This window comes from Pseudoalteromonas holothuriae, from assembly GCF_945859825.1.
Taxonomy (GTDB): Bacteria; Pseudomonadota; Gammaproteobacteria; order Enterobacterales; family Alteromonadaceae; genus Pseudoalteromonas; species Pseudoalteromonas holothuriae.
The window spans coordinates 391,231-412,997 of sequence record NZ_CAMAPC010000003.1 but is presented as its reverse complement, the minus strand read 5'-3'; the positions used below and the strand labels follow the sequence as shown (position 1 = coordinate 412,997).

General features: G+C 40.4%; 17 protein-coding genes. 9 read left to right on the top strand and 8 right to left on the bottom strand.

Annotated elements, in window-relative coordinates; translation table 11 throughout:
* Positions 1 to 5 precede the first annotated feature (5 nt).
* On the top strand, positions 6 to 893 hold the full coding sequence (locus OCI93_RS06040) for a hypothetical protein (RefSeq protein WP_261626017.1): 888 nt from the start codon (positions 6 to 8) through the stop codon (positions 891 to 893).
* Here OCI93_RS06040 and OCI93_RS06035 read toward each other — a convergent pair.
* The gene (locus OCI93_RS06035; RefSeq protein WP_261593650.1) at positions 890 to 1,066 is read right to left on the bottom strand and encodes a DUF2986 domain-containing protein; all 177 of its coding nucleotides are present in this window, start codon (positions 1,064 to 1,066) and stop codon (positions 890 to 892) included. The genes OCI93_RS06040 and OCI93_RS06035 overlap by 4 nt on opposite strands.
* Before the next feature lie 259 nt (positions 1,067 to 1,325).
* On the opposite strand from OCI93_RS06035, the gene OCI93_RS06030 reads away from it, so the two are divergent.
* The 4 genes from OCI93_RS06030 (at position 1,326) to OCI93_RS06015 (ending at position 7,461) form a co-directional block, all read left to right on the top strand.
* Positions 1,326 to 3,131, top strand: coding sequence for a S8 family peptidase (locus tag OCI93_RS06030; protein WP_261593651.1), 1,806 nt, complete (start codon positions 1,326 to 1,328; stop codon positions 3,129 to 3,131).
* An 11-nt stretch (positions 3,132 to 3,142) separates the two neighbouring features.
* A complete protein-coding gene (locus OCI93_RS06025; RefSeq protein WP_261626016.1) occupies positions 3,143 to 3,571 on the top strand; it encodes a hypothetical protein in 429 nt (142 codons plus the stop codon).
* A 436-nt stretch (positions 3,572 to 4,007) separates the two neighbouring features.
* Positions 4,008 to 5,885 (top strand): DUF885 domain-containing protein, encoded by a 1,878-nt coding sequence (locus tag OCI93_RS06020; RefSeq protein WP_261626015.1) that lies wholly within the window; start codon positions 4,008 to 4,010, stop codon positions 5,883 to 5,885.
* A gap of 85 nt (positions 5,886 to 5,970) precedes the next feature.
* On the top strand, positions 5,971 to 7,461 hold the full coding sequence (locus OCI93_RS06015; protein WP_261626014.1) for a dipeptidase: 1,491 nt from the start codon (positions 5,971 to 5,973) through the stop codon (positions 7,459 to 7,461).
* Between the two features lie 51 nt (positions 7,462 to 7,512).
* Here OCI93_RS06015 and OCI93_RS06010 read toward each other — a convergent pair whose 3' ends face one another.
* From OCI93_RS06010 to OCI93_RS06000, 3 genes are all read right to left on the bottom strand, one after another.
* On the bottom strand, positions 7,513 to 8,694 hold the full coding sequence (locus tag OCI93_RS06010) for an aminotransferase class V-fold PLP-dependent enzyme (RefSeq protein ID WP_261626013.1): 1,182 nt from the start codon (positions 8,692 to 8,694) through the stop codon (positions 7,513 to 7,515).
* 19 nt (positions 8,695 to 8,713) lie between these two features.
* On the bottom strand, positions 8,714 to 9,577 hold the full coding sequence (gene kynA / locus OCI93_RS06005; protein WP_261626012.1) for a tryptophan 2,3-dioxygenase: 864 nt from the start codon (positions 9,575 to 9,577) through the stop codon (positions 8,714 to 8,716).
* 296 nt (positions 9,578 to 9,873) lie between these two features.
* The gene (locus OCI93_RS06000; RefSeq protein WP_261626011.1) at positions 9,874 to 11,739 is read right to left on the bottom strand and encodes a metallophosphoesterase family protein; all 1,866 of its coding nucleotides are present in this window, start codon (positions 11,737 to 11,739) and stop codon (positions 9,874 to 9,876) included.
* Between the two features lie 320 nt (positions 11,740 to 12,059).
* Between OCI93_RS06000 and OCI93_RS05995 the strand changes: the two genes are divergently transcribed.
* Complete coding sequence (locus tag OCI93_RS05995) at positions 12,060 to 12,476, top strand: hypothetical protein (RefSeq protein WP_261626010.1); 417 nt, start codon at positions 12,060 to 12,062, stop codon at positions 12,474 to 12,476.
* 86 nt (positions 12,477 to 12,562) lie between these two features.
* Here the strand turns inward: OCI93_RS05995 and OCI93_RS05990 are convergent, their stop codons facing one another.
* Complete coding sequence (locus OCI93_RS05990) at positions 12,563 to 13,087, bottom strand: aldolase/citrate lyase/malate synthase family protein (RefSeq protein ID WP_261626009.1); 525 nt, start codon at positions 13,085 to 13,087, stop codon at positions 12,563 to 12,565.
* A 127-nt stretch (positions 13,088 to 13,214) separates the two neighbouring features.
* Here OCI93_RS05990 and OCI93_RS05985 point away from each other — a divergent pair, with 127 nt between their 5' ends.
* Both OCI93_RS05985 and OCI93_RS05980 read left to right on the top strand, forming a co-directional pair.
* A complete protein-coding gene (locus tag OCI93_RS05985) occupies positions 13,215 to 14,720 on the top strand; it encodes a DUF3612 domain-containing protein (RefSeq protein WP_261626008.1) in 1,506 nt (501 codons plus the stop codon).
* Positions 14,721 to 15,007: 287 nt separating this feature from the next.
* On the top strand, positions 15,008 to 15,835 hold the full coding sequence (locus OCI93_RS05980; protein WP_261593660.1) for a hypothetical protein: 828 nt from the start codon (positions 15,008 to 15,010) through the stop codon (positions 15,833 to 15,835).
* 486 nt (positions 15,836 to 16,321) lie between these two features.
* On the opposite strand, the gene OCI93_RS05975 is transcribed toward OCI93_RS05980, so the two are convergent.
* The 3 genes from OCI93_RS05975 to OCI93_RS05965 form a co-directional block, all read right to left on the bottom strand.
* A complete protein-coding gene (locus OCI93_RS05975; RefSeq protein WP_261626007.1) occupies positions 16,322 to 17,521 on the bottom strand; it encodes a right-handed parallel beta-helix repeat-containing protein in 1,200 nt (399 codons plus the stop codon).
* 272 nt (positions 17,522 to 17,793) lie between these two features.
* Entirely contained in the window at positions 17,794 to 19,131 is a 1,338-nt protein-coding gene (locus OCI93_RS05970) for an NAD(P)/FAD-dependent oxidoreductase (protein ID WP_261593762.1), read from the bottom strand.
* Between the two features lie 21 nt (positions 19,132 to 19,152).
* Positions 19,153 to 19,710: a GNAT family N-acetyltransferase gene (locus OCI93_RS05965; RefSeq protein WP_261626006.1), complete on the bottom strand. Its 558-nt coding sequence runs from the start codon at positions 19,708 to 19,710 to the stop codon at positions 19,153 to 19,155.
* A 282-nt stretch (positions 19,711 to 19,992) separates the two neighbouring features.
* Between OCI93_RS05965 and OCI93_RS05960 the strand changes: the two genes are divergently transcribed.
* Positions 19,993 to 21,435, top strand: coding sequence for a chitinase (locus tag OCI93_RS05960; protein WP_261626005.1), 1,443 nt, complete (start codon positions 19,993 to 19,995; stop codon positions 21,433 to 21,435).
* The last annotated feature ends 332 nt before the right edge of the window (positions 21,436 to 21,767 follow it).

The following is a 21,767-nucleotide window of genomic DNA, read 5'->3' as shown; positions in this document are numbered from 1 at the left end:
TCAAGTTGAAACAGACACATATTGGCTTTGTTATGTCAGCGTTGGCACTGGGTTTATCTATTTATGGGCTTGTTGCTCAGTTCAAGCCAAGTACAGCCACACAAGTTGTGATGACTCAAAAACCAGCGAGTCGTGATACAAATGAATCATACGAACAAATAATTAATACGCTCAATGCGCAGGTTTTTAACTTGGAAGCGCGCCTTCGTATAATAGAGCAACATCGAGTGGCTTCTGATAGTGACATGGTTAAGCCGCCAAACTTTGAGCAAGCGGTGTTAGCGGTGCTTGAACAAAAGCAGGCACGTGAGCAAGAAGAAATGCGTAACAAAGATCCGGCTTACGCATTTTATGAAAACTTACCTAAAGATTATGAACTTAAACTAAAAACAGACCCAGAGTATGCTTTGCAAACTAATAAAGACCTTAATGCAAAGATACTCGATAGTAGCTTATCTGCACATGAGCGGTTGTCAGCAATGGGACAATTGCAAATGAATATGTATGTGCTTAATAAAACGCAAATGAGGTATTACAACTATGAGACTGTTGATGCAATATTGCGTATTGCACAGCAAAGTGATGATGAAGCTATAAAAGTTCAAGCATTAGAAGTTATCACCAATACACCACTGACTGATGCGAGAGTGGCTGAAAATTTTGTTTCAATAATTGAAAAAGAACCTAACGAATATTTAAGAAGTATGGCAGCTGATGGGTTGATGCTTCAGTATTACCAATCTAAAAATAAACAACCTGAGTTGAACCTTCAACTTGCCCAACAAATTCTATCACTTTATCAGCAAGGCGATAGTAAGTTAAAAAACTTACTAAAAAACAACATGTTCAATGAAGATATGCTCACTGAGCTAAACGAACAAGTCGGTAACTAGTTGGTTTCATTAAGCGGTTGCGGCGTGTTATGTTCATCACTTGGTTGCTGATCTTGCATGGCGGCGCGTTGTGCTTTTGACACATATCGTGGTTTATTACTTTTATGCAATTTTGCGTTTGCTCGTTTGTCTTTCTTTTTGAGCGTTTCGTATATTTTTTTCTTACGGTTCATAACTACCTCTAACGATTAAGCGCCGTATTCTACACTGCTACTGCATAAAGCCAAAGGTGAATTTAAGCGAGCAGTTAGTGCCAACTAGGTCAATTAAGTACTTTTTATGTTTTTTACGTGAGATTTATTTTAATTTAAAGTCTTGTTTCTGTTAAAAATATAAAATAATTTATGACAACGGTGTCTTTTTTTGTTGCTGATACGTGACCGCGGTGTTATGTTTAGTTCCCCTTATAGGGGTGAACACGTTGAGGACACTATGAATTATAAAAAGAATATATTGGCCGTATCGATACTTGCTGCAACTTGTGCAGCGAACGCAAATACTTCGCCAGAACAAAATTTAGTTAAGCGTGATCCACTGACATTCCAGCAGTGGCATTTACAAAATACAGGACAAACTGGCTTTTCATTATCGTCAGGCTCTGCAGGAGAAGATCTTAATTTAGATTTTGCAGACCGTATGGGAATTAAAGGCAGAGGCATCACGGTATCAGTGATTGATACTGGCGTTGAGATCTCACACCCAGATTTAAAAAATAATGTGGTGGCAGGTTCAAAAAACTTAATTGATGGCAGTGACTACCCAGTAGATACACATGGCCATGGTACAGCAGTTGCTGGTCTTATTGCCGCTGAAGAAGGCAATAACTTAGGTGGTAGAGGTGTTGCTCCTTATGCCAACTTAATTGGTTTTAACTTTCTAAGTGAACAGTCAGTTGAGTCGTGGATGTTATCACATGGCTTAGGTGAAGACTTCAGAGCGCTTGATAGATTTACTGACCCGCGAGTATTTAACCAAAGCTATGGTAGTACACCTTCTGCACCTGTAAATGGAGATTTGAGTTTAGACCCTCGCTTTGCGCTAGAAGAAACTGTTATGCAAGATATTACGCTTAACAGTCACTGGGGCAGAGGCTCAATTTATGTTAAGTCTGCCGGTAACTCGTTTGCGTCATATTCAACGTACATACAAGGGCAACGCTTTTTAGTATTACCGTATGAAGGTAACGCGTTCTTTAATAACCAAGGTTTACCATTTCATAATGCCAACATTACACCAAGCAATACAACGTTTTGGAACTTAGTAGTATCGTCGCTTAATGCAGAAGGTAAACTGGCGTCATACTCATCAGTAGGCTCTAACGTATTCTTATCATCACCAGGAGGTGAGTATGGTCAGGATAAACCAGCAATGGTTACCGTTGATTTAACCGGTTGTGAGCAAGGTATGAATGTATCTGGCACCCATAAAAATAGTTTACATGGTGGCTCTGAGGTTGATCCAAATTGTGACTTTACCGGTGTGATGAACGGCACCTCTTCAGCTGCGCCAAATACAGCAGGTGCAATTGCCACTGTTATGTCGGCAAACCCAGGGCTTGACGCAAGAACAGTACGCCACTTATTAGCAACTACAGCGCGTAAAGTAGACCCTCAACATAACGGTGTAAATCTAAATTTTGAGTCGGCAACGGGTGAAGCGCTTAGCTATGATGCAATCCCTGGCTGGCAAACTAATGCGGCAGGTTATAACTTCCATAACTTTTATGGCTTAGGTGCTGTAAATATTGATGATGCGGTGTATAAAGCCCTGTTTACAAGTGTTTCATTACCTGAATTACAAATTACTGACTGGCAGCCGACAACGGTAAATGCAACTATCCCTGATGCAGATTTAACGGGTGCACAAAGCACTATGGCTGTGGCACAAAACTTGACTGTTGAGGCAGTGCAGTTAAAAGTGAATATTGATCACACTCGTCTTCGTGATTTGGCAATTGAGCTTACCTCTCCATCTGGTACACGCAGTGTGGTAATGAGTGCGCGTACTGGCTTTTTAGGTGGTACAGATGGTGGCTACACTGATGCAATTATGCTGAGTCACCACTTTTATGGTGAGCAATCGCAAGGCGATTGGACTATTAAAGTGATTGATACAGACAAAGGCAGCAGTCAGACATTAATTTATAATGCTGGCGTTGGCCTATTTGGCACCAACAGCAGTAATAATGCTGATGCGGGTCTGTTAAAAGATTGGTCACTACGTATTTACGGCCACTAAGGAGTATAACAATGAAAAAACTATTCGTTTTATGTGCTTTAACTGCTTCGAGCGCAGTTTATGCCAATGCTTCGGTATCAGTTGATGAGTTAAGCAACTTACCAATTCAAGATGCAAGTCAGTTGCAGTTGAATGGTCACACAACTGTAGGCGGCTTACTCAGTGGTGAAGCGGTTACGAAAGGTCAAATTATCATTGGTGACAATGGTTTAAGTGCTTTTGAAGCAACGGGCGAAGTGATTGTTCAATTGGCCAGCTTTGCTGATGCCGATGAAGTAGCAAAAACTCATGGTTTGACCTTAAAACAAGCATACAAATCATTTTATGTTGTTACTTCATCGAAACAAAACCTGACAGAAGTTGTAGCAAGTTTGAAAAAAGAAGGTACGGTGTTGTCTGCAAATCTAGGCCTTAAAAACTTAGACACAAAGATTAACTAATCTCCCAGTTTATGAAGCGGCTGGTATATGGAAGTGCGGCCGCTTTGTAATTCTAGCTTTACGTAGTTCGTTTAATAGATCCTGACCTTCGTCAGGAAGACTAATGGCTTTTGCACTAGCGTATTTCAATTAGTCTCATGGTAGAGCTGACTTCGTCACTCTGAACTCATTTCTGAATCTCATCACTTTGAACGCGTGTTATTTAGCTTCTAGCCTACGTTGCTTGTGCCAATTTTATTCAGTCACAAATTGCGATAGAAAATGATTTAGTCTTGCCGCTTTGGTTTGGCATCGCAAAAGTATCAAATTTAGCCCATCTTGGCGTAGCTTACCTCATTGCGCTGTATATTATTCATCAAAAATGTTATTGCTACAGCACAATAATAAATAAAAATATATACTCAATTGCCGCAACTGTTACCAACGGAGTTTCGTTATGAAAAAAGCAAGCTTAGTCAGCTTAGCTGTCCTTTTTGCCCTCGCTGGGTGTTCATCAGAGAGCAATACATCAAATGGGGTCGCTAAAAAAACAGCTGCTGAAGTGTCAAGCATTGCCAGTACTGCATCTGTAGATGATGTGGTTGAGCAGTACACACAAACATTTGTTACGCATCAACCTGCCTTAGCAACCTCACTTAAATTATCGCCAGAGCAGTACGGGGAGTATGCAGCTAGATTGCCAAATTATTCATTGGCTGGCATGCAAGCTCTGCAGATAGATATGAACAAAGCAGCTGAACAGCTTAAAGCATTGCAAAATAGCCAGCTAAGCGACGATGAATTATTACATGTAAAAGTAAATGAAGTTTTAGCGCGTTACTATGCAGGCCACAGTCAGTTTTCAGCAGGGTATGTTGATACGTGGGGTGGCCATCTACCCTACATTATTAACCAGTTATCAGGTCCGTTAGTTGATATTCCTAATGTACTTAAAGATCAGCATGGTGTTGAGTCACCACAAGATGCTGAGAATTACTTAGCGCGCTTAGATGGTTTTGCAAAAATGACAGAGCAAGTGCGCGCTAAAGCTGCTGCTGATGCTAAAAAAGGCGTTATTTTACCTAAGCCTTTGTTTGCTAATACATTGGGTTATTTAGATAACTTTGTTACGCCAGAGGCTGCCCAACATCCACTTGTAAGTTCTTTTGCACAAAAACTAGATGCAGTAGCAGATATACCTAATGAAGATAAGCAGCAATATGTTAGTCGAGCGACAGCAATTGTTGAAGATAAAATCTATCCTGCTTTTGCTAAAGCAACGGCTGATATGCAAGCGTTAGAAGCAAAAGCACCGACCAAAGTCGGTATTTGGGCACAGCCTAATGGCGAAGCTTTTTATCAACATGCGATTACTTATCTTGCAGACTCAGATATGAGTGCAGAACAAATTCATGATATTGGTTTACAAGAAGTTGAACGCATAACCGCTCGTATGGATGAAATTCTAAAAGCAAACGGCTATAGCAAAGGTAGCGTTGGCGATAGAATGAAGCAGTTAAACGAAGAAGAACGCTTTTTATATGAAGACAGTGACGAAGGCCGTGAAAAGCTGCTGACATTCCTACGTGGTGAGATTGAAACCATTAATAAAAAAGCGCCTGAGCTTTTTTCAACCCTGCCACCACAAAAAGTGGAAGTAAAACGTATTCCTAAAGCGGTTGAAGCAGGCGCGCCAGGTGGTTATTACAATGGCCCATCACTTGATGGTAGTCGTCCTGGTGTTTTTGCCATTAACTTAAAAGATATGAAAGCAGTACCAAGCTTTGCGATGAAAACGCTAACCTACCATGAAGCGGTGCCCGGACACCATTTTCAGATTGCACTTAATATGTTGCAAACAGACATTGGTTTAATGCGTCAAAACGCTTCATTTAATGGCTACATAGAGGGCTGGGCACTTTACTCTGAGCTAGTTGCGTTTGAAATGGGCATGTACGAAAACGACCCATTTGGTGATTTAGGCCGTTTACAGGCAGAAGTGTACCGAGCTGCGCGCTTAGTTGTTGATACAGGTTTGCACCATAAACGATGGACACGTCAGCAAGCGATTGAGTATTTTGCACAAGCAACGGGTACGGCGATGAGTGATGTAACCGCCGCGATTGACCGCTACATTGCTTGGCCTGGGCAGGCGTTAGGGTATAAATTAGGTATGTTGAAGCTAGTTGAGCTACGCACCATGGCCAAAGATGCGTTAGGTGACAGGTTTGATGTTAAAGCGTTTCATGATCTTATTTTGTTAAAAGGCGCGCGTCCTTTGGCGATTGTTGAAGAAGATGTAAAGCGTTGGATTGCTCAGCAAAAGCAAGCATAATACATTGAAAAAATAGACTAATTACTTTGGGGCGCAAGCCCCTTTGTTGTTTATATAACCTAAAGTGAAATAGAAAGGAACTTTCATGACTCGTTTTGTCTCTTTGGCAGCATTGGTGCTTGCCAGCAGTGTACAAGCTCATATTTCTGATATCAGTAATAAAACCGCAGAATATGCCGTGCAGCACTACCAGCAAGCGCAAATTCATACCCTTGCCAATATGGTATCGTTTCCAACGGTTAATAAAAAAGGGCTTGAAACACCTAACAACCCTGACTTCATTGGCTTTAAACAACTCCTAAAAATCAAAGCTGCAGAACTTGGTTTAGATTATCAAGACTTTGGTCACACGGTATTAATCGGCTTAGGTCAACAAAGGCAAAAAGTCACCGTGGTTACCCATGGCGATGTGCAACCAGCAGACCCAAGTAAATGGCAGCAAAGCCCATTTTTGTTAGACAGCACGTCGCAGCCGGGTAAATTGATAGCACGGGGCACTGAAGATGATAAAGGCCCAATTGCAACGGCGCTTTATGCTATGAAGGCCATCAAAGATCAGGGCATAAAACTGGATAACCGTATTGAGTTGATGATTTATCTTGCAGAAGAATCTGACTGGGCGCCATTAAAAGCGTTTATGAAAACTTATGAACAACCAAAATATGCTATTACCATTGATGCAAGTTATCCTGTGGTAGTCGCTGAAAAAGGCTGGAGTTTAGTTGAGCCGGTTTTTAAAGGCATATCATCACAACAAGGTGTGTATGTGAGTGATTTGCAGGGCGGGGCATTTAAAAGCCAGATCCCAGAAGATGCAAGTTTAGTATTACATAATGCGTCGGCTGAATTAATTGCACAAATTAAAACTAAGGCACAGGCATTCAAACAAATTAAAACGCAGTTTATTAAACAACCATCAGGGTTAAAAATTGCTGTTGCGGGTGTATCTGCACACTCTTCAGAGCCTGAAGCGGGTGTTAACGCAATCGCTTACTTGGCATCGTTGTTTAACCGTGTTGACTTGGAGCCAAATGCGGATGGTCAAGCGGTTATGTTTATTCGTGAACTAATTGGTACAGGCTTATATGGCAAACAGTTTGGTAAAATTGCATATAGCCATGACTTTATGGGGCCAATGACGGTTTCACCAACACTACTCACACGCCAAGGTGACGCAATTACTTTGTCGGTTAATTTACGTAGACCCGTGGGTAAAAACGCAACAGAACTTGAATCACAAATTCGCCAAGCGGTAGCGACTTGGCAACAAACGCATGAAGTGGCGCTGGATGCACTTGAGGTAATGCTCGGTGAGCCAATGTTACTTGACAGCGCCCCACATGCGCAAAAACTGTTAGATATATTTAAGCACTATACCCAAGATAACGATGCCGGGTTTGTTTCTATTGGCGGTGGCACCAATGCTAAATTATTTGATAATGCAGTCAGCTTTGGCCCTTCAATGCCCGGTAAGCGCTACACAGGTCATTCTGAACATGAGTTTATTACCGTTGAGCAGTTAAAGCTTAATTTAAGAATGTATACCGCGATGATGATAGAGCTGGGTAATATGTAGTAATCATCAGTAGCACCTTATATGTGAGTAAGGTGCTACTGTAATACAAAGCTATTTTGTGGCGATATCTTCCATAATATTTAACGCTTGGTTGAGTTGATATTCGCTTACATAGGGCGCAGGGCCAAGGCGTAATTGGGTGCCTCGGCTATCTGATTGCACACCACGTTCATGCAGTTTAGATACCCATTGGCTGGCTTGTTGGGTACTCAGGGCGAGAAATCCACCATTATGCTCAAGCTCATGTTTGGCAAACTCAAAACTTTGCGCAAGCTTTGGTGAAGATGTAATACCATGGCGTAATTGCGCAATTTGCTGCTGGCTAATTGCCCTGAGAGAGTCAACATCAAGCTGTTGTTGCTCAAAAAAGTCAAAAACGGCTGCGCCGCGATAGTGACTAGATGGGTCGTAAGTTGACCCTTCAAAAGCATTAAATCCCGGGCCATAATTCACTTGCCCCGGCGCTTGGTCTAATACGCTAAATTCTGCATACCAACCGGTTATAATTGGACTGCCGTTATAACCTTGAGGAATACGCATCATACAGTTACCTTCGCCAGCTTGGCAGTATTTGTAACCGCCAGAGACAACAAAGGCATGTTCAAGCTGCCAACTGTAGAGGTTAAATGGTACCACATTAAGCGCATGGTAGGTGTCGACTAAACAAGGGACACTTAAGCTGTGTGCATACTGCGCTACTTGTCCTACATCACGAAAAATTTCGCTGGTGCCATAAAATACCGCAGAGATCATAACTGCATCGGTATGTGCATCTATTTTGTCGGTTAAACGCTGAGCTAATGTGTTACTGGGTGCGACAGGTACAACTTCAATTTGCATATTAAGCTGCTTAAAGCGGTTTAGTTGTCTGCGCATGGAATGAAACTCACCATCGGTGGTGACAATTTTGATTGCCCGCTTAGGTGGCTTTTTAAAGCAGGATAAGTCGGATAAAAAACGTAAGATTAGCTCATGGGTTGATGCGCCAAGGGTAATTTGCGCATCTGTCTCACCGAGCAATTTTGCGTAAAAGTCTTTAACTCGTTGTGCTTTTATAAATGCTTTATCCCACTTGTCATCTACGTGCATTGAAGCATCATGGTAGCATTCAAGTAACCCTGCTTTAGCTGCATTAGGCCATGCTTGATGTGAGTGGCCCGAAAGCAAAATACGCTCTTGCACTTTAAAGTCACTGTAATGTGGCTGTAGCGCTAAAGCTAAGTCGGTTGTCATAATTTGTGCCTCAGTTTAATTAAAGGTGTGTACGCAGTTCAAATAACTCAGGGAAAAAACTAATATCTAATGCTTTTTTCAAGAATCCAACACCAGATGAACCGCCAGTTCCTACTTTATTACCGATTATACGTTGCACGGTGTACATATGCTTAAAACGCCATTGTTGAAAGCTATCCTCTATATCAACGAGCTTTTCGGCCAGCTCATATAAGTGAAAGTATTTGTCAGAATGCTTGTACACGGTTAACCAAGCTTCAAGCACACTTTGATTCGCTTCATAAGGCTGACTAAAATCACGATTTAGTACGCAGTCATCAATTGGTAAACCCTGGTCTTTAAGCGCTTTGAGCGCTTCTTCATAGAGGCTTGGTTGGTGCAAAATATCACTCAGCTCTGCATGCACTGCGCTGTTACTTTCGTGCACTTTGAGTAACTCAGTATTTTTATTGCCAAGTAAAAATTCTATTTTTCTATAGCCATAGGATTGAAAGCCTGAAGAGTGCCCCAGTGCATCACGAAATTTTAAATAATCAACGGGGGTGAGAGTCGAAAGTATCCCCCAAGATTGGGTGAGCTGACTCAAAATTTGCTTAACACGGGAAATCACTTTAAAAGCATGGCCAAAGTCGCCGCTTTTGATATTTTCGATGGCTTCGTTTAGCTCATGGCCTGCCAATTTTAACCATAACTCACTGGCTTGGTGGATGACAATAAATAGCATTTCATCGTGTTGATCAGATAATGGGTGTTGTGCGTTTAGTATTGGTTCTAAGTTTAAGTAATCACCATAAGACATATCGTCTTTAAAGTCGGTATGAATGTCTTTTTCCATAGCACGGTAATTACTAGATTTGTTGTCAGATTGGTATGGGCAGCTCATGTTGTTTCTCGATATCTAAAAAGTCAAAATAGTTTGAATTTATTATTCAATGACTGGCAGTTTGAGCAAGAATAACAACCAACGAACAGAACAACAAAGACGTTTAGTGTGTTAGATAAAGTAATGCGTCTACTTTACTTTACATAAACTATCCAAATTCAACAGATAAAAGCGTGTAGAACGCAATGCTGGTCAGTAAGAGCCCTGTTAGGTCATTAAAGTAGCTGCTCATAACCGAACAGCTGTACAACCTCTAAGTTAACGCCCGGGCTTATAAACAAAAATTGATGCAACGACTATTGCAGTAAATCAGGTGCATTCAAATCATATTGCCAATTTTTCCATTGTCCTTTTTGCTTGAGTACATCCATAGTATATTTATGACCGTTTGCATCATCTAACATTAAAAACCCTAGATTCAAATTGCCAGATAAAAACTTGCCTTGCCACTTTTTTGGCTTGAGGTACTGGGTATTTCTCTTATGAAAGGGGTTGATTGATAAACCAAGCACTGTTCCTGAGTGCAATATTTTTAATGTTGTTTCAATGGCGCCTGTTGGTTTGTTTGAAATAGAGCTGCTGGTTAATTGCCAAAAATTTACAGTATGTGAATTGGCTGGATGAGGTATTTTCTTTACACGACAAAAACCATAGTGTACGTCACCTGAGAGGATGTAGCATTGTTGTAAGTGACTTAAACTCATCAGTGCTTCGCATAGTTTAGCCAATTGTTGTTCGTCGCTTATCCAACATTCACCATCCATAAATGTAGACCCGCCATGGCGAAATGTTTTAACAACGCCAAGCTGCTTTTGTTCCAGTTCAGAAAAGCCAAAAACGGGCGCAGGTGAAATGACCAGTAGTTGCTTCGTATTATTATCTAGTGTTGCAAGTTGCGCTTTTATTGTTGCTAACGCAGGGTCATCAACCAATAATGGAAATAAGCCTTTCTCATTTTTAAACGTCCTTTGTGTACGGGTGTCGATGAGTAAAGCGGGTGGGTTGCTGGGAATTAAAGTAGTAAAGTTATGTTGATTGAGTTGCATAAATACATTTTGATAAAGAGGTGCGTCATAATTATTAAGGCTACCTATTAAGGTAGGAAGCAGGTCATTGATAAGCGTTTGATGTTGGGTTGGTGAATTACCCCATGCTTGGCAAATGGTAAAAGCCGCTAAAGCATGAGTTACAACTTGTTGTCCTAAGTGACCATGGTGACTTAGCTGCTCAGTAATTTTTTTGGTAAGATTCCAATCATCAGTAACTTCATGATCATCAAACATCATATAACTGGGTACATGAGCAAGTAAGCGGCGGACACGCCAGCTTTGCTTAACAAAAGATAGGGCTTTATCGTAGCTTTTCCATATATCATTTAAACGCCGAGGTCGTTCATTTGATGGTGGGGCTAAGTCATGGCATAAGCCACCCCATGCGAGCATATACATCAACATATACTCTCTAAAGCCTAGTAAATGATGATCTGCGCTTTGACTATAAAACCCTTCTTGCTTGTTTAACAGTCGTTGACGATTTTGCCAGCCTAATTCGTCTAAGCTAGGTTTCCAATGAGAGGTGTTGTTATCTACTGCGGGTGCCAACGCCTCATTATTAAAAAGCATTTGTGATTGCTCAAAAATGTATTTAGCAATTTGAGGGTCAACGTCATCGGCATAAATTTGATCGCCAGTAAAAAATGCAATGTCTGGGAGTGAGTCGAGCTTGTTGCGGTTTTCGACTCGTTTATCAAAAGCTGCTAATGCATCTTGCTTTGTACCATGAGGTTTGCGACAAGAAGCATTCAATATTTTTTGGTGTTTAGAAAAGTAGCGAAAGCAAGGAAGTGTATGGCCAGGGTATGTTGGTAGCGGACCATTAAAATACTGTTTTTGAATAAGGCTATCACCCTGGTATAGCAAGTCGTAATGTACATAATCTCCTTCAGGCCAACCAGCTTGGGGAGCTTGTAATGTGATGAGTATGGCATGCAGCTGGTCGGTGAGTTTGATGTATTCAGTGGTAGCCGTATTGCTAATGGGTTGTAACTGCACACTGGTATTTGTGCTTAGTTGCTCTTTATCAAATGTACCATTGATTATGAGCCAAATACATGCTGTGGTTGCCTCTACTCGCCTAAGTATAGGGCCGCTTAGTACTTTCATATCCTTTGTTCCTTAAGTTGGCTAAGTTCAGTTTAACACTGTAAATATAGAGTATACGGTAACAGAAGTGGCATAAATTCTTGTATCAAAACGCACATTGAATCTTATGGCTCTGACGGGCACTGAACTTAATGGTTGCCTTGATGTTTTATTTGATTACTAACGACCTCTTTTGAACATGTCCTAGGCGTTACACAAGCCTAACCAAATTTGTTTATTGATTGCTAGTCTATACTAACAATTGAGGAGTGATATGCACGGACGCTGATAATGCAATTTGCATAATGATCAACTGTATCAGTGTAGTTAAGAGGGCGGTTATGAAAGTGGTGGAATTAGGCGAGTATTTATGTACTGGCTGGGAAAAGCTTGGTGATGAACAGGAGGTGTTTTTACACAACCTACATACCGAGATGGAAAACATAGCGAGCCTATATGAAATGGATGTGAATATAGATAAGGCTGCGTTTTCTAATTTGTTTTTAAAGCTTGTTGCTAACGAACACACCTCGGTTGATATTTTAAGCTATATCAGCGCTGATAGCAGTAAGTGTAAAGCTGACAAATGTATGCTCTTTAGTACGGCAGTTAATTCATCTATTAAGCAGTTAGATGCATGGTCTCGATTTAGTGAAAAGGAGTCATTGGCGTTTCGTCATATTAGCCAAAAAATGTGTTTTATGTGTACCAAAAGAACAAAGCTTGATGTGATATTAAGCAAAGAACTAAAGCTATAACTTTATTTAATGCAATTGGTAATATAGATGATGAAGTAGCATATTGGGAGCAATCAACTGACACTCCCTCCTTGCACCTAGGTTGTTTAAACATTGCCAAGGCAATAATCATGACCATTTTTAGCTGTGTACTGCTTACAAAATGTGGTGTGCTGTACGCCTGATAGGAAACTCATCCATAACTTATTGAGTTCTGTGTCAGACGATACAGCGCTCAGTGGTGTTTCTACTTGAATATCATCAATATTAGCACGGTCAAACTTGCCCGATACACCACAGCGGTTAAATGTGATTTCTATGTGTAAGTCATCTGATTTTTTTAGCAAGATAGCACTGGGATCATCACGGTGACCGCATAATGCCACAAATTGTTTGGGGTATTTTAAGCCACAGTGACTGCCATCAGCAAAAAATGCCATTACGTGATTGTAGTAAACTACATAATGCGTGGCTTGTAGGTGAGAGCCATGATCAAGTGGGCAGTGTTGATCTAGGTATTGCTTTGCTATATCTAGCTTTTCGCATTGAGTTGATTGCGTGTCAAAATTTGAACAGGTTAGAGCTGTCATAAAAAGTGCCTCATTCTTAGTCGCGTTAGTTTTAAATGCCATGTGAGAGTGTTCAAACTTAGTGTATGTGACTTTTCTCTAAAATTTCACAAAAAGAATTTTACAGTGTAAATTTTACAAATTGTGTTATTTTTATACATAGGCAGACATCCTTGTTGGTATAAAAATAATGAAAAAAGAACAAAGTTTGATGCGAAAATCTCACTTCTTAGGTACTAAAATACGCAACTTGCGTAAGCGAAATCATTTAACATTAGAAGATTTGTCAACACGTTGTATTCGTGTTGACCCACATACGGCCCCTTCTGTATCTTATTTATCTATGATTGAGCGTGGTAAGCGCACACCAAGCCAAGACATGTTAGAAAATTTGTCAGCGGTATTTCAAAAGCCTGTGACGTGGTTTTTAGATAATGAACCAGAAGCTGCCAGTATTACGCCTACCAAGGGAAACCATGGTGGAATTGTAGGTATGGCACTTGAACCCAACTTTTTGTTCTCAAATGATATTTTGCAAATTGCAATTCCAGAAATGCTTTCGCAAACGGGGATCAGTGGTCGTCAATTTGCGCACTTGCTGATCCGTGCCCACCAAGAGCATCATCAAAACCACTTCCCTGATTTAGAGCGTGCTGCCGAAGAAGTTGGCAATAAAAATTTATTTTTAAATAGCAACGACTTAATGACGATTGCAACGCAACATGGCTTGCAAATTCGTTGGTTTAATCACTCTGGTAATAATAAGTTGGGTGATGAAGGAGAAGTAACCAAGTGCCTGACAACTTCTTATTTTGAACTTCCTAATACGGTGTATTTAAATGAGGCGCTTAAGAGTAGGCAAAGTCGATTAAAGTACGACTTAGCCGTACATATTGGTCATGCAGTATTGCATAATCAAGAGGGCTTACACTGCAAGCTAACCATTGGCGGGCATAGCGATAGTACAGAGCCTGCGCATAGTACACCTAATGCACAAGATATTCTTAATGCATGGCGTGATTTCGAGGCAAGTTTTTTTGCTGGGGCATTACTTTGTCCAAAAGTACCGTTTAGGCAACTACTTGATAGTCACGGTTACGAAGTGAGTGTACATAAAAAGCTCGATATCTCAGCATCAGTTGCCATGCGCCGTATGACGGTGGTATCGCCTTACCCGCATTGGCATTATTTTGATGCTTATCAACCAGGTAAACTAAAAGCCGTATATCGTGGTAATGGTATTCCGTTGCCATGGGGTAATATGCGAACGGTGCAAGACCCCTGTCAACACTGGGCGGTGTTTAGAAAGTTTGCACAGGCGTCAACGCAAAGTAGCACTCAGCTGTCTATTTTGTTGGTTGAGGGTAAGCCAAGACTTTATTGCTGTGAATCGATACAAGTAGAAGATTTAGCCGGGAATCCTCATGTACTTTGTGCGGGGTTAGACTTAAACCCTGCCATTGCTGCTCAAGGGGTTGATGTTTATGCTGTGGTGTCTGAGCTACAAATGTTATGCATAAAACATGGCGGAGCGAGTGTTATACCTCATAATATAAAACAACAGTTAATGAGTGTGGCTAGAATTTTAAATATTGCTTGGGTCGAGCGAGCATTAAGTGGTGACGTAAGAGTAATATGTACTCGTGGTAACGCGTGTCCACGTCAACCGGGTTGTTATGAAGCCGATAAGTCATGAGTCACCCAAGTCGAAGCTTGAGTTGTTTTTATCTGGAAAATTCAAGGTAGAAACAAGGTAGTTTGACATAGGAGTTGGAATACATTTTTCAATATATCTCTTCTTTAATGGGAGTGGCTAATTGATATTTTTCTCATCGGTGTGGCTGGACTTTATGTCTTTATTTTGTTTTTTTCGTGAAAATTAAATTATTAATTTGTTTCTTGTCTATGGTTTCTAATGCCAAATATGGCTGTTGTTATGGCCCTTCAATGAGAAGGGGACTTTAATTATAAATGGAATTACTTATGAAACAATTGACTATCTTTCTTATAAGTTTAGCAATATCAACATTATCTTATGCTAATGATTTAACTACGTATATGGACTCTCTAGATCAAAGAGAGATAACAACTTCACACTTAGATGATAATGGTCATTTTAATGTGTTATGCCGTTATAGTTGTAATATAGATCAGGAATTTAGATATATTTTTAGCTTTTATGATACTTACTTTGGTAAAGAGCAAGTCTTTAACTTCTTTGATGGTAGTGAGCTTGTAGAAAGTATTACTCTTGAAGAGTACTTAGACATTTATTATCCAACCGTTCCACGCATTGTATCCAATGATGTCCAACCATTAGACATGCCATTAGATTGTAGATATGACCCTGACTATAGTTGTGAGCAATGGGTTCAAAGTGATTTTTTGGATTATGTTATAAACAAAAAGGTTGAATTTACTGTCACCCAAGAGTTTATTGATGGTAATAACGATGCGAGACGAATAGCAATCTCTGTGGTAACAGCCAATGCTGTTGGAAAAATTGCTGCTCGGGTAGCTGCGGCTTTAAGTGTTATAATTCGTTCAAGTCTTGTTGAGGCTACAACTGCTACAGCAATTAATGAAATACTGACCGGAACTAATTGGTACAGAACGGATCTACAAGCTGGTGACACCTTAGTTATTAAAGGAGGAAGTCTATTAGAAGTGCGCTCGGGTAGCTCATCTGGAGGTGGCTCTGAAGGAGGTGGCGGCCGAGATCGTGGTAGAGATGTAGAAAGGGGCTTTATATGTGTGACTGTTTGGACTAACTCTGGTGGTGGTGATGTAGCCCAGCAAGTATGCTATTAATATAATTCAGGGGTGCTAAGGTGCCCCATTTGAAGGGTATGATATGAATGTATCTATTTGGTTTATATTTTTGTTGCCACTATTTGCGCCAATTGTATCGTTAAAGGTATTTGGGCTCTCAGGTAGGCAAACATTTGTAGGCTTTATTGCGTATTATAATTTATGGCTGTATTTTTTAGCTTTTGATTTGGTTAAGTATTACTTTGCAACTTTTATATACCTCTTGGTTTGCACATTACTTTTAGTTGGGTTGTTGTATTACCTAAGCGATGAAGTTTCATCGTATCTTGGCTCGGCTAAATTAAATTTAAGCTTGTTTGCTGCACTACTGATTATTTCAATGGTGCTGAATTATGAAGGCTTACAATGGTTTAGCATTAATATACTGTTAATGCAGTGCATTTGCATTTTCGTTGCATGGTTAATGAGTAAAAAGCGCGCTAACCATGAGGTGTAGGAGCGGGCAATGCCGCTCCTACAGCAAAGTTAGTCTTGTTCGCCTTCATCGACTATATAATGATGGTTATTGTGTAGCTCCCTGTCCACTTGGTCATTTAAGAATGAAAACGTCATTGGACGATTTGCTGCATCAAACTGGCCATCATTTTCAATGGTATTATTGCTAATTTCATTTGGTGCCGATGTATTAGTCGCATATAACTTTATGCCGTAGCTTTTTGGCTGCACAAATAGGTTATCTTTATAAATATGCGGTAAGCCGCCACTATTTTGGTTATTTTGTTGCGCCGCATTACGTGCAAAGATACCGTTTTCACCAGCGTAGATAATATTGTTGTTAGTAATTTCGAGGTTGTCACCATCGAGCATCATGCCATTACCGCCGCTGCGGTAGATTAAATTACCACTTACTTGCACATTGTCACCACCAACCTGAATGCCAGTGTTTTGCCAAACCGGCGCAAATGGGCTCACACCGGTACGGTAGATTGTATTGTTAGTGATTTGCGCATCACCTTGCACAGCGTTTAATTGGATACCATCGGCTGCAATGTATTCTAATTTGTTGTTATGAATACGCACATTTTTAAGTTTATGAGGGTAGACAGTGGTTGCTACGCCATCACATTCAAGCGTTCTACTCAAGCCTGTGTATCCCACATACATACCTTCACCTTCTTCGGTGTGATGAATGTAGTTATGATGAATATTAATGCCTGTCATCGTGAAGTTTTCTGCCCAAGTTGCTGGAGAGCAATTTGGGTCGGTTTTAATTAACATGCCAGCAAAACGAGCACGATAAATTTCGATATTATCTACTTCTACTTGCTCGCTAAGTTGGCCAATGCTAAGTGTTCCACCTAAGCGAATACCATAGGGATTGGCAGAACCTACTGGAGTTGACGTAATTCTCACCCATTTTGATTGCTCTATTGCAATACTATATTCATAAGGCTTACTGACGACTACGCCATCTGCATTTGTAATAGTAATGGGCTGTGATTGTGTGCCAACCACATTTTTTACTCTCAGTGGTCCTCGCTCTCCAGCAGCAAGACAGATAGTATCCCCGGGTTGAACATTCATTTCAGTTCCATCAACCAAATAGTGAGATGAAGGTATATTGAAATCACAGGTAGTCGACTTGTCTGAATTAGCTAGTGCGATAGCGGGTTTTAGCAGAGGCAGGCTAAAAAAAACAGCCAATGCCAAAGTAGAATACTTCATAAAATATCCCTAATTTGAATTATGTTTGTCCACAATAATTAAACAGGATTAGTTGGCTGATGCAAGTTATGATTAGGTGAAATGGACAATATACGAATAATGTATTGATTTATTGCTAGAGGAAAACGAAAGTGCAATGCACTTTCGTTGGTAAATACTTGTTACAGCTTATTGGCACTTGATTGTAGAATAAAGTGGGTAACAAGCTGTTGCATCGCCTGTGTTTGGCTATTTTGTGCGATACTAGTTGTGATTAGCAACTGGTATCGCGCTTACCCTAGTTTATCTTTGACCCGTGCGTATTGATAATAGGCTAATTGGCCAAATCGTCTAAAGCTGGCGAAGGGTAAATACGGCAGGGGAGTTTGATATAAAGGTAAATTAGGCACTGCTTTTTGTGCAACCAATTGAGCCATTCTGTAGGCGGCTTGCGCGCTAAATGATACACCCGCACCACAGTAACCAAGAATATAGCCTACGTTATTATTTAGATAAACATGGGGCATGTCATCCAGTGCTGCTGCAATAAAGCCATTCCAGTAATAGTCATGCTCAATCTTGGTAAGCGAAGGAAAAATATCGGCTAGTCCTTGCTTTAAATTATTAAGATAAACAGGGGAGTCTTGATGTTTTGCAAATACAGCGCCTCGTCCACCAAATAAAATACGCTTATCTGGTAATAAACGGTAATAATATTTTAGAGTTCGAGTGTCCATGGTGACTTGGTGGGTTTTCAAGCCAGTAAGCATAAGTTCTTCTTCACTTAATGGACGAGTGACTAAAATACTACTTAAAATGGGCAGGTAGCGATTATTTATAAGTGTATGAGACTGTTTGTTATTATAAGCATTGCCAGCGTAGACTAGAGTCTTAGCAGTGATCGATATATTATTGACGCTTAACCTATGTTGTTTATTCTTTGACTCAACATGAGTTACGAGTGAGTTTTCATATATAGTTACACCCGCTTTAATTGCCATATCTCGATAGCCAAGTAGTAACTTCAAAGGGTTTACGCCGAATCCATCAGGTAAGCGCATTGCACCAAAAGCTTGTTGATTTAGCATATAACTTTGCTCAAGCTCTGATGGTGTTAAAAATTGGGCATTGCCGCCTAAGCTCTGCAAAAAGTTTGCTTGAGCACGTAGGTTTTGCATTGCTTTTTGATTATGAGCCACTTTTAAATAGCCCTTAGCTTGAGGCTCACAATCGATATTATGGTCGCTGATCAAAGATTCAACCCGACTCACGGCCTCACTAAATTCATCATAAATACCTTGGCAGATATCCATTCCCCACTTGTTAGCCATTTGCGGGTAACTTAAACGTCCAGATCCTTTTAATACAAAACCAGCATTGCGTGCACTGGCGCCAAAACCCACTTGATTAGCTTCAAGAACGCAACAGCTAATATTGTGATGATGTGCTAAATAGTAGGCTGTTAACAAGCCGCTGAAACCACCTCCAATAATAGCGACTTCAAAATGCGTATCGTTGCTAGGTGCCTTATTTGGCGTTGGTAAATCTATGGTACTTGCCCAATAGCTTGGTGCGTAGCCTGACGCTTGACAGTTCATATGGGTTAGTGGGTCGTAATGATTGTTGTTCATAGTCATTTTTATTCTTAAAGGTTAAAATAGCAGCACCATTTCAGCGGCTTGGCAATGGCACTCACTACCGCATAATGTGCATTTATAGCCATCATTTATGCAGTTCTCTAACCAACGGTCATTATGTGTTTTAACTAGTTTACCGCCAGCCTTGGTAAAGTATTTAACCGCGCCACCGCCTGGGCTTTGCTTCCAAAGGTGGGATACACCAGCTAATGCACCTTGCTGTCTTAATGCCACAACTGAAGCATGCAATAACTTGGGGCCAATACCCTGTCCTTGCGCCTCAGGTGCAACAGCAATACATTTAAAGTAAGCCATTTGAGATGGTAAAACGGGCCACGCTTTTGGGGTGCACCATTTATCTATTGACCATTGCTTTGCGGCGTAACTGGTTCTAAAGCCAATAAGTTGATTTTTTTCATCAAGTGCTACAAAGCAAGCGTTAATCTCAAACTTAGTTCCAGCTTCAACCATTTTTTTTATACCCTGCATATCAAGGTAGTTTTCACCATGCACTTGGTTAGCAAGTTTTACTACGGCTTCAAAATGCTCTGAACGCAATTGCGTTATAATCATACCCAATTCACCTGAATTATTTTCACTTTATTACCTTACTGTGAATTTGATAATAAATCTTCATGAAAATGCAGGTACAAGGGCGTTTAGATAAATTATTTTATTTAAAAATGAACAGATTGCATATTTATGCTTTGAATTTTGAATGCTAATTGAGCTATTTAATTGTTACATTCCTTCACATAAATTCATTGACAGCGATGTCATTTGGTTAATACTCTTAAATCAGTGTGTAAACTTTTTGTTTCTCACTCGATACAACATATAAAAAGGAAGAACAACATGTATAAGTTAACCCCTATAATGATGGCGCTAAATTTAGTCGCTATTGCGTCTGCAAGTGCAATGACTATCGAACCGGACCCGCAAAACCCTGGTGGCTATTTAGTCTCAAAAGTTGAATTAGCCGAGGCAGCTAAAAGCAAAACAAGCAATCCGATGTATGCAACTTGGGCAAAAGCGCTACAAACACTTGATAACACTTCTGTAGAAGCAATTCTGCCGGGTCGTGCTGCAAACCCAAGTAATGTAAAGCGGGTAGAAAGTGTATTCCCGCAAGCCCAATGGGACTTTTTAACGCACATGGCGGCGCCAGAATATACCTACACGCGATTTTTACGTGCTATTGGTAAGTTTCCTGCATTTTGTGGCGACTATACAGATGGCCGAAATGCAGATGAAATCTGTAAAAAATCAATTATCACTGCCTTTGCACATTTTGCACAAGAAACAGGTGGGCATATTGGCAAAGACAATGTGTCTGATAACCCACAAGGTCTAGAGGAATGGCAACAAGCATTAGTGCATGTTAGAGAAATGGGCTGGGCAGAGGGCCAACCTGGTTATACCACTGGATGTGGCCAAAATGATTGGCAAAACAGACGCTGGCCATGTGCAGATGGGCAAGGATACTTTGGCCGTGGCGCTAAACAGCTCTCTTATCATTTTAACTATGGCGCATTTTCAGAAGTGATGTTTGATGGCGATGCAACAGTATTACTAAATAATCCAGGGTTGGTAGCTGACTCTTGGTTAAATTTAGCGTCGGCTATTTGGTTCTTTTTAACCCCACAAGCGCCAAAACCTGCCATGTTACATGTGATTGATAGAACATGGTTACCATCGCAGCGTGAACAAGATGCTGGTATTGGCTACGGATTCGGTACTACCATTAATGTGATCAATGGTGGTATTGAATGTGGCGCACAAAATAAAAATAAAGGCCAACCTGTTAATCGTATTCGTTATTGGGAAGGGTTGTCGCATTATTATAACATTCCTATTGAAACAGATGAAGAGAATACTTGTTGGCAGCAAACGCCCTATGGAAGTTTGAATTTAAATGGTGCGACCGATGTACTTTATACCAACTGGGAAGGAGATTGGGCTTATTACTCAGATAGACCCGGTGGCTATTCATTTGAGTGTAAATTAGTGGGTTACCAAACGGCTTACTCGGCGCTGGTTCCAGGTGATTATAAAAAGTGTGTAACTAACTTTTACCAATCGCATGCGAGCTGGCCTGCTGTAAGAGTTGTAGACACGCTCGAGCCTCCTGTAGATGAGCCGCCAGTGGGTGGTGTAGCTGGTTGGGATACAGATAAAGTATATCTAGGCGGCGATCAAGCAAGTTACAAAGGCGCAATTTACGAGGCCAAGTGGTGGACTAAAGGTGATATTCCAGATAACTCTCAGCCTTGGAAATTTATTCGAGATGCTAAATAACACATTAAAGTAGTCATTTAGTAAAAAGCCGATAGCGGGCACTATCGGCTTTGTTGTTAAACATAGAGTAGGCTAGTTCAACAAAAATCATCCATGCTTTGTGTTACTGCCTAACCTTTACCTATATAACTTACTATTAAGTAAAAAAGATAGTGTTTGGCTATGCAAGCTAGATATATAGCTATGGTAACTGATAGTGAATTTCAGGCAATAATAGATATGTAAATAATTGTTAAAATGAAAACTATTTATTGGGATATAAGTGCATTGTTTAGTCGGAAAATAATTTACTGTAATTCGTTTTAATGAGCTAACCAGATTAGAATTATTCG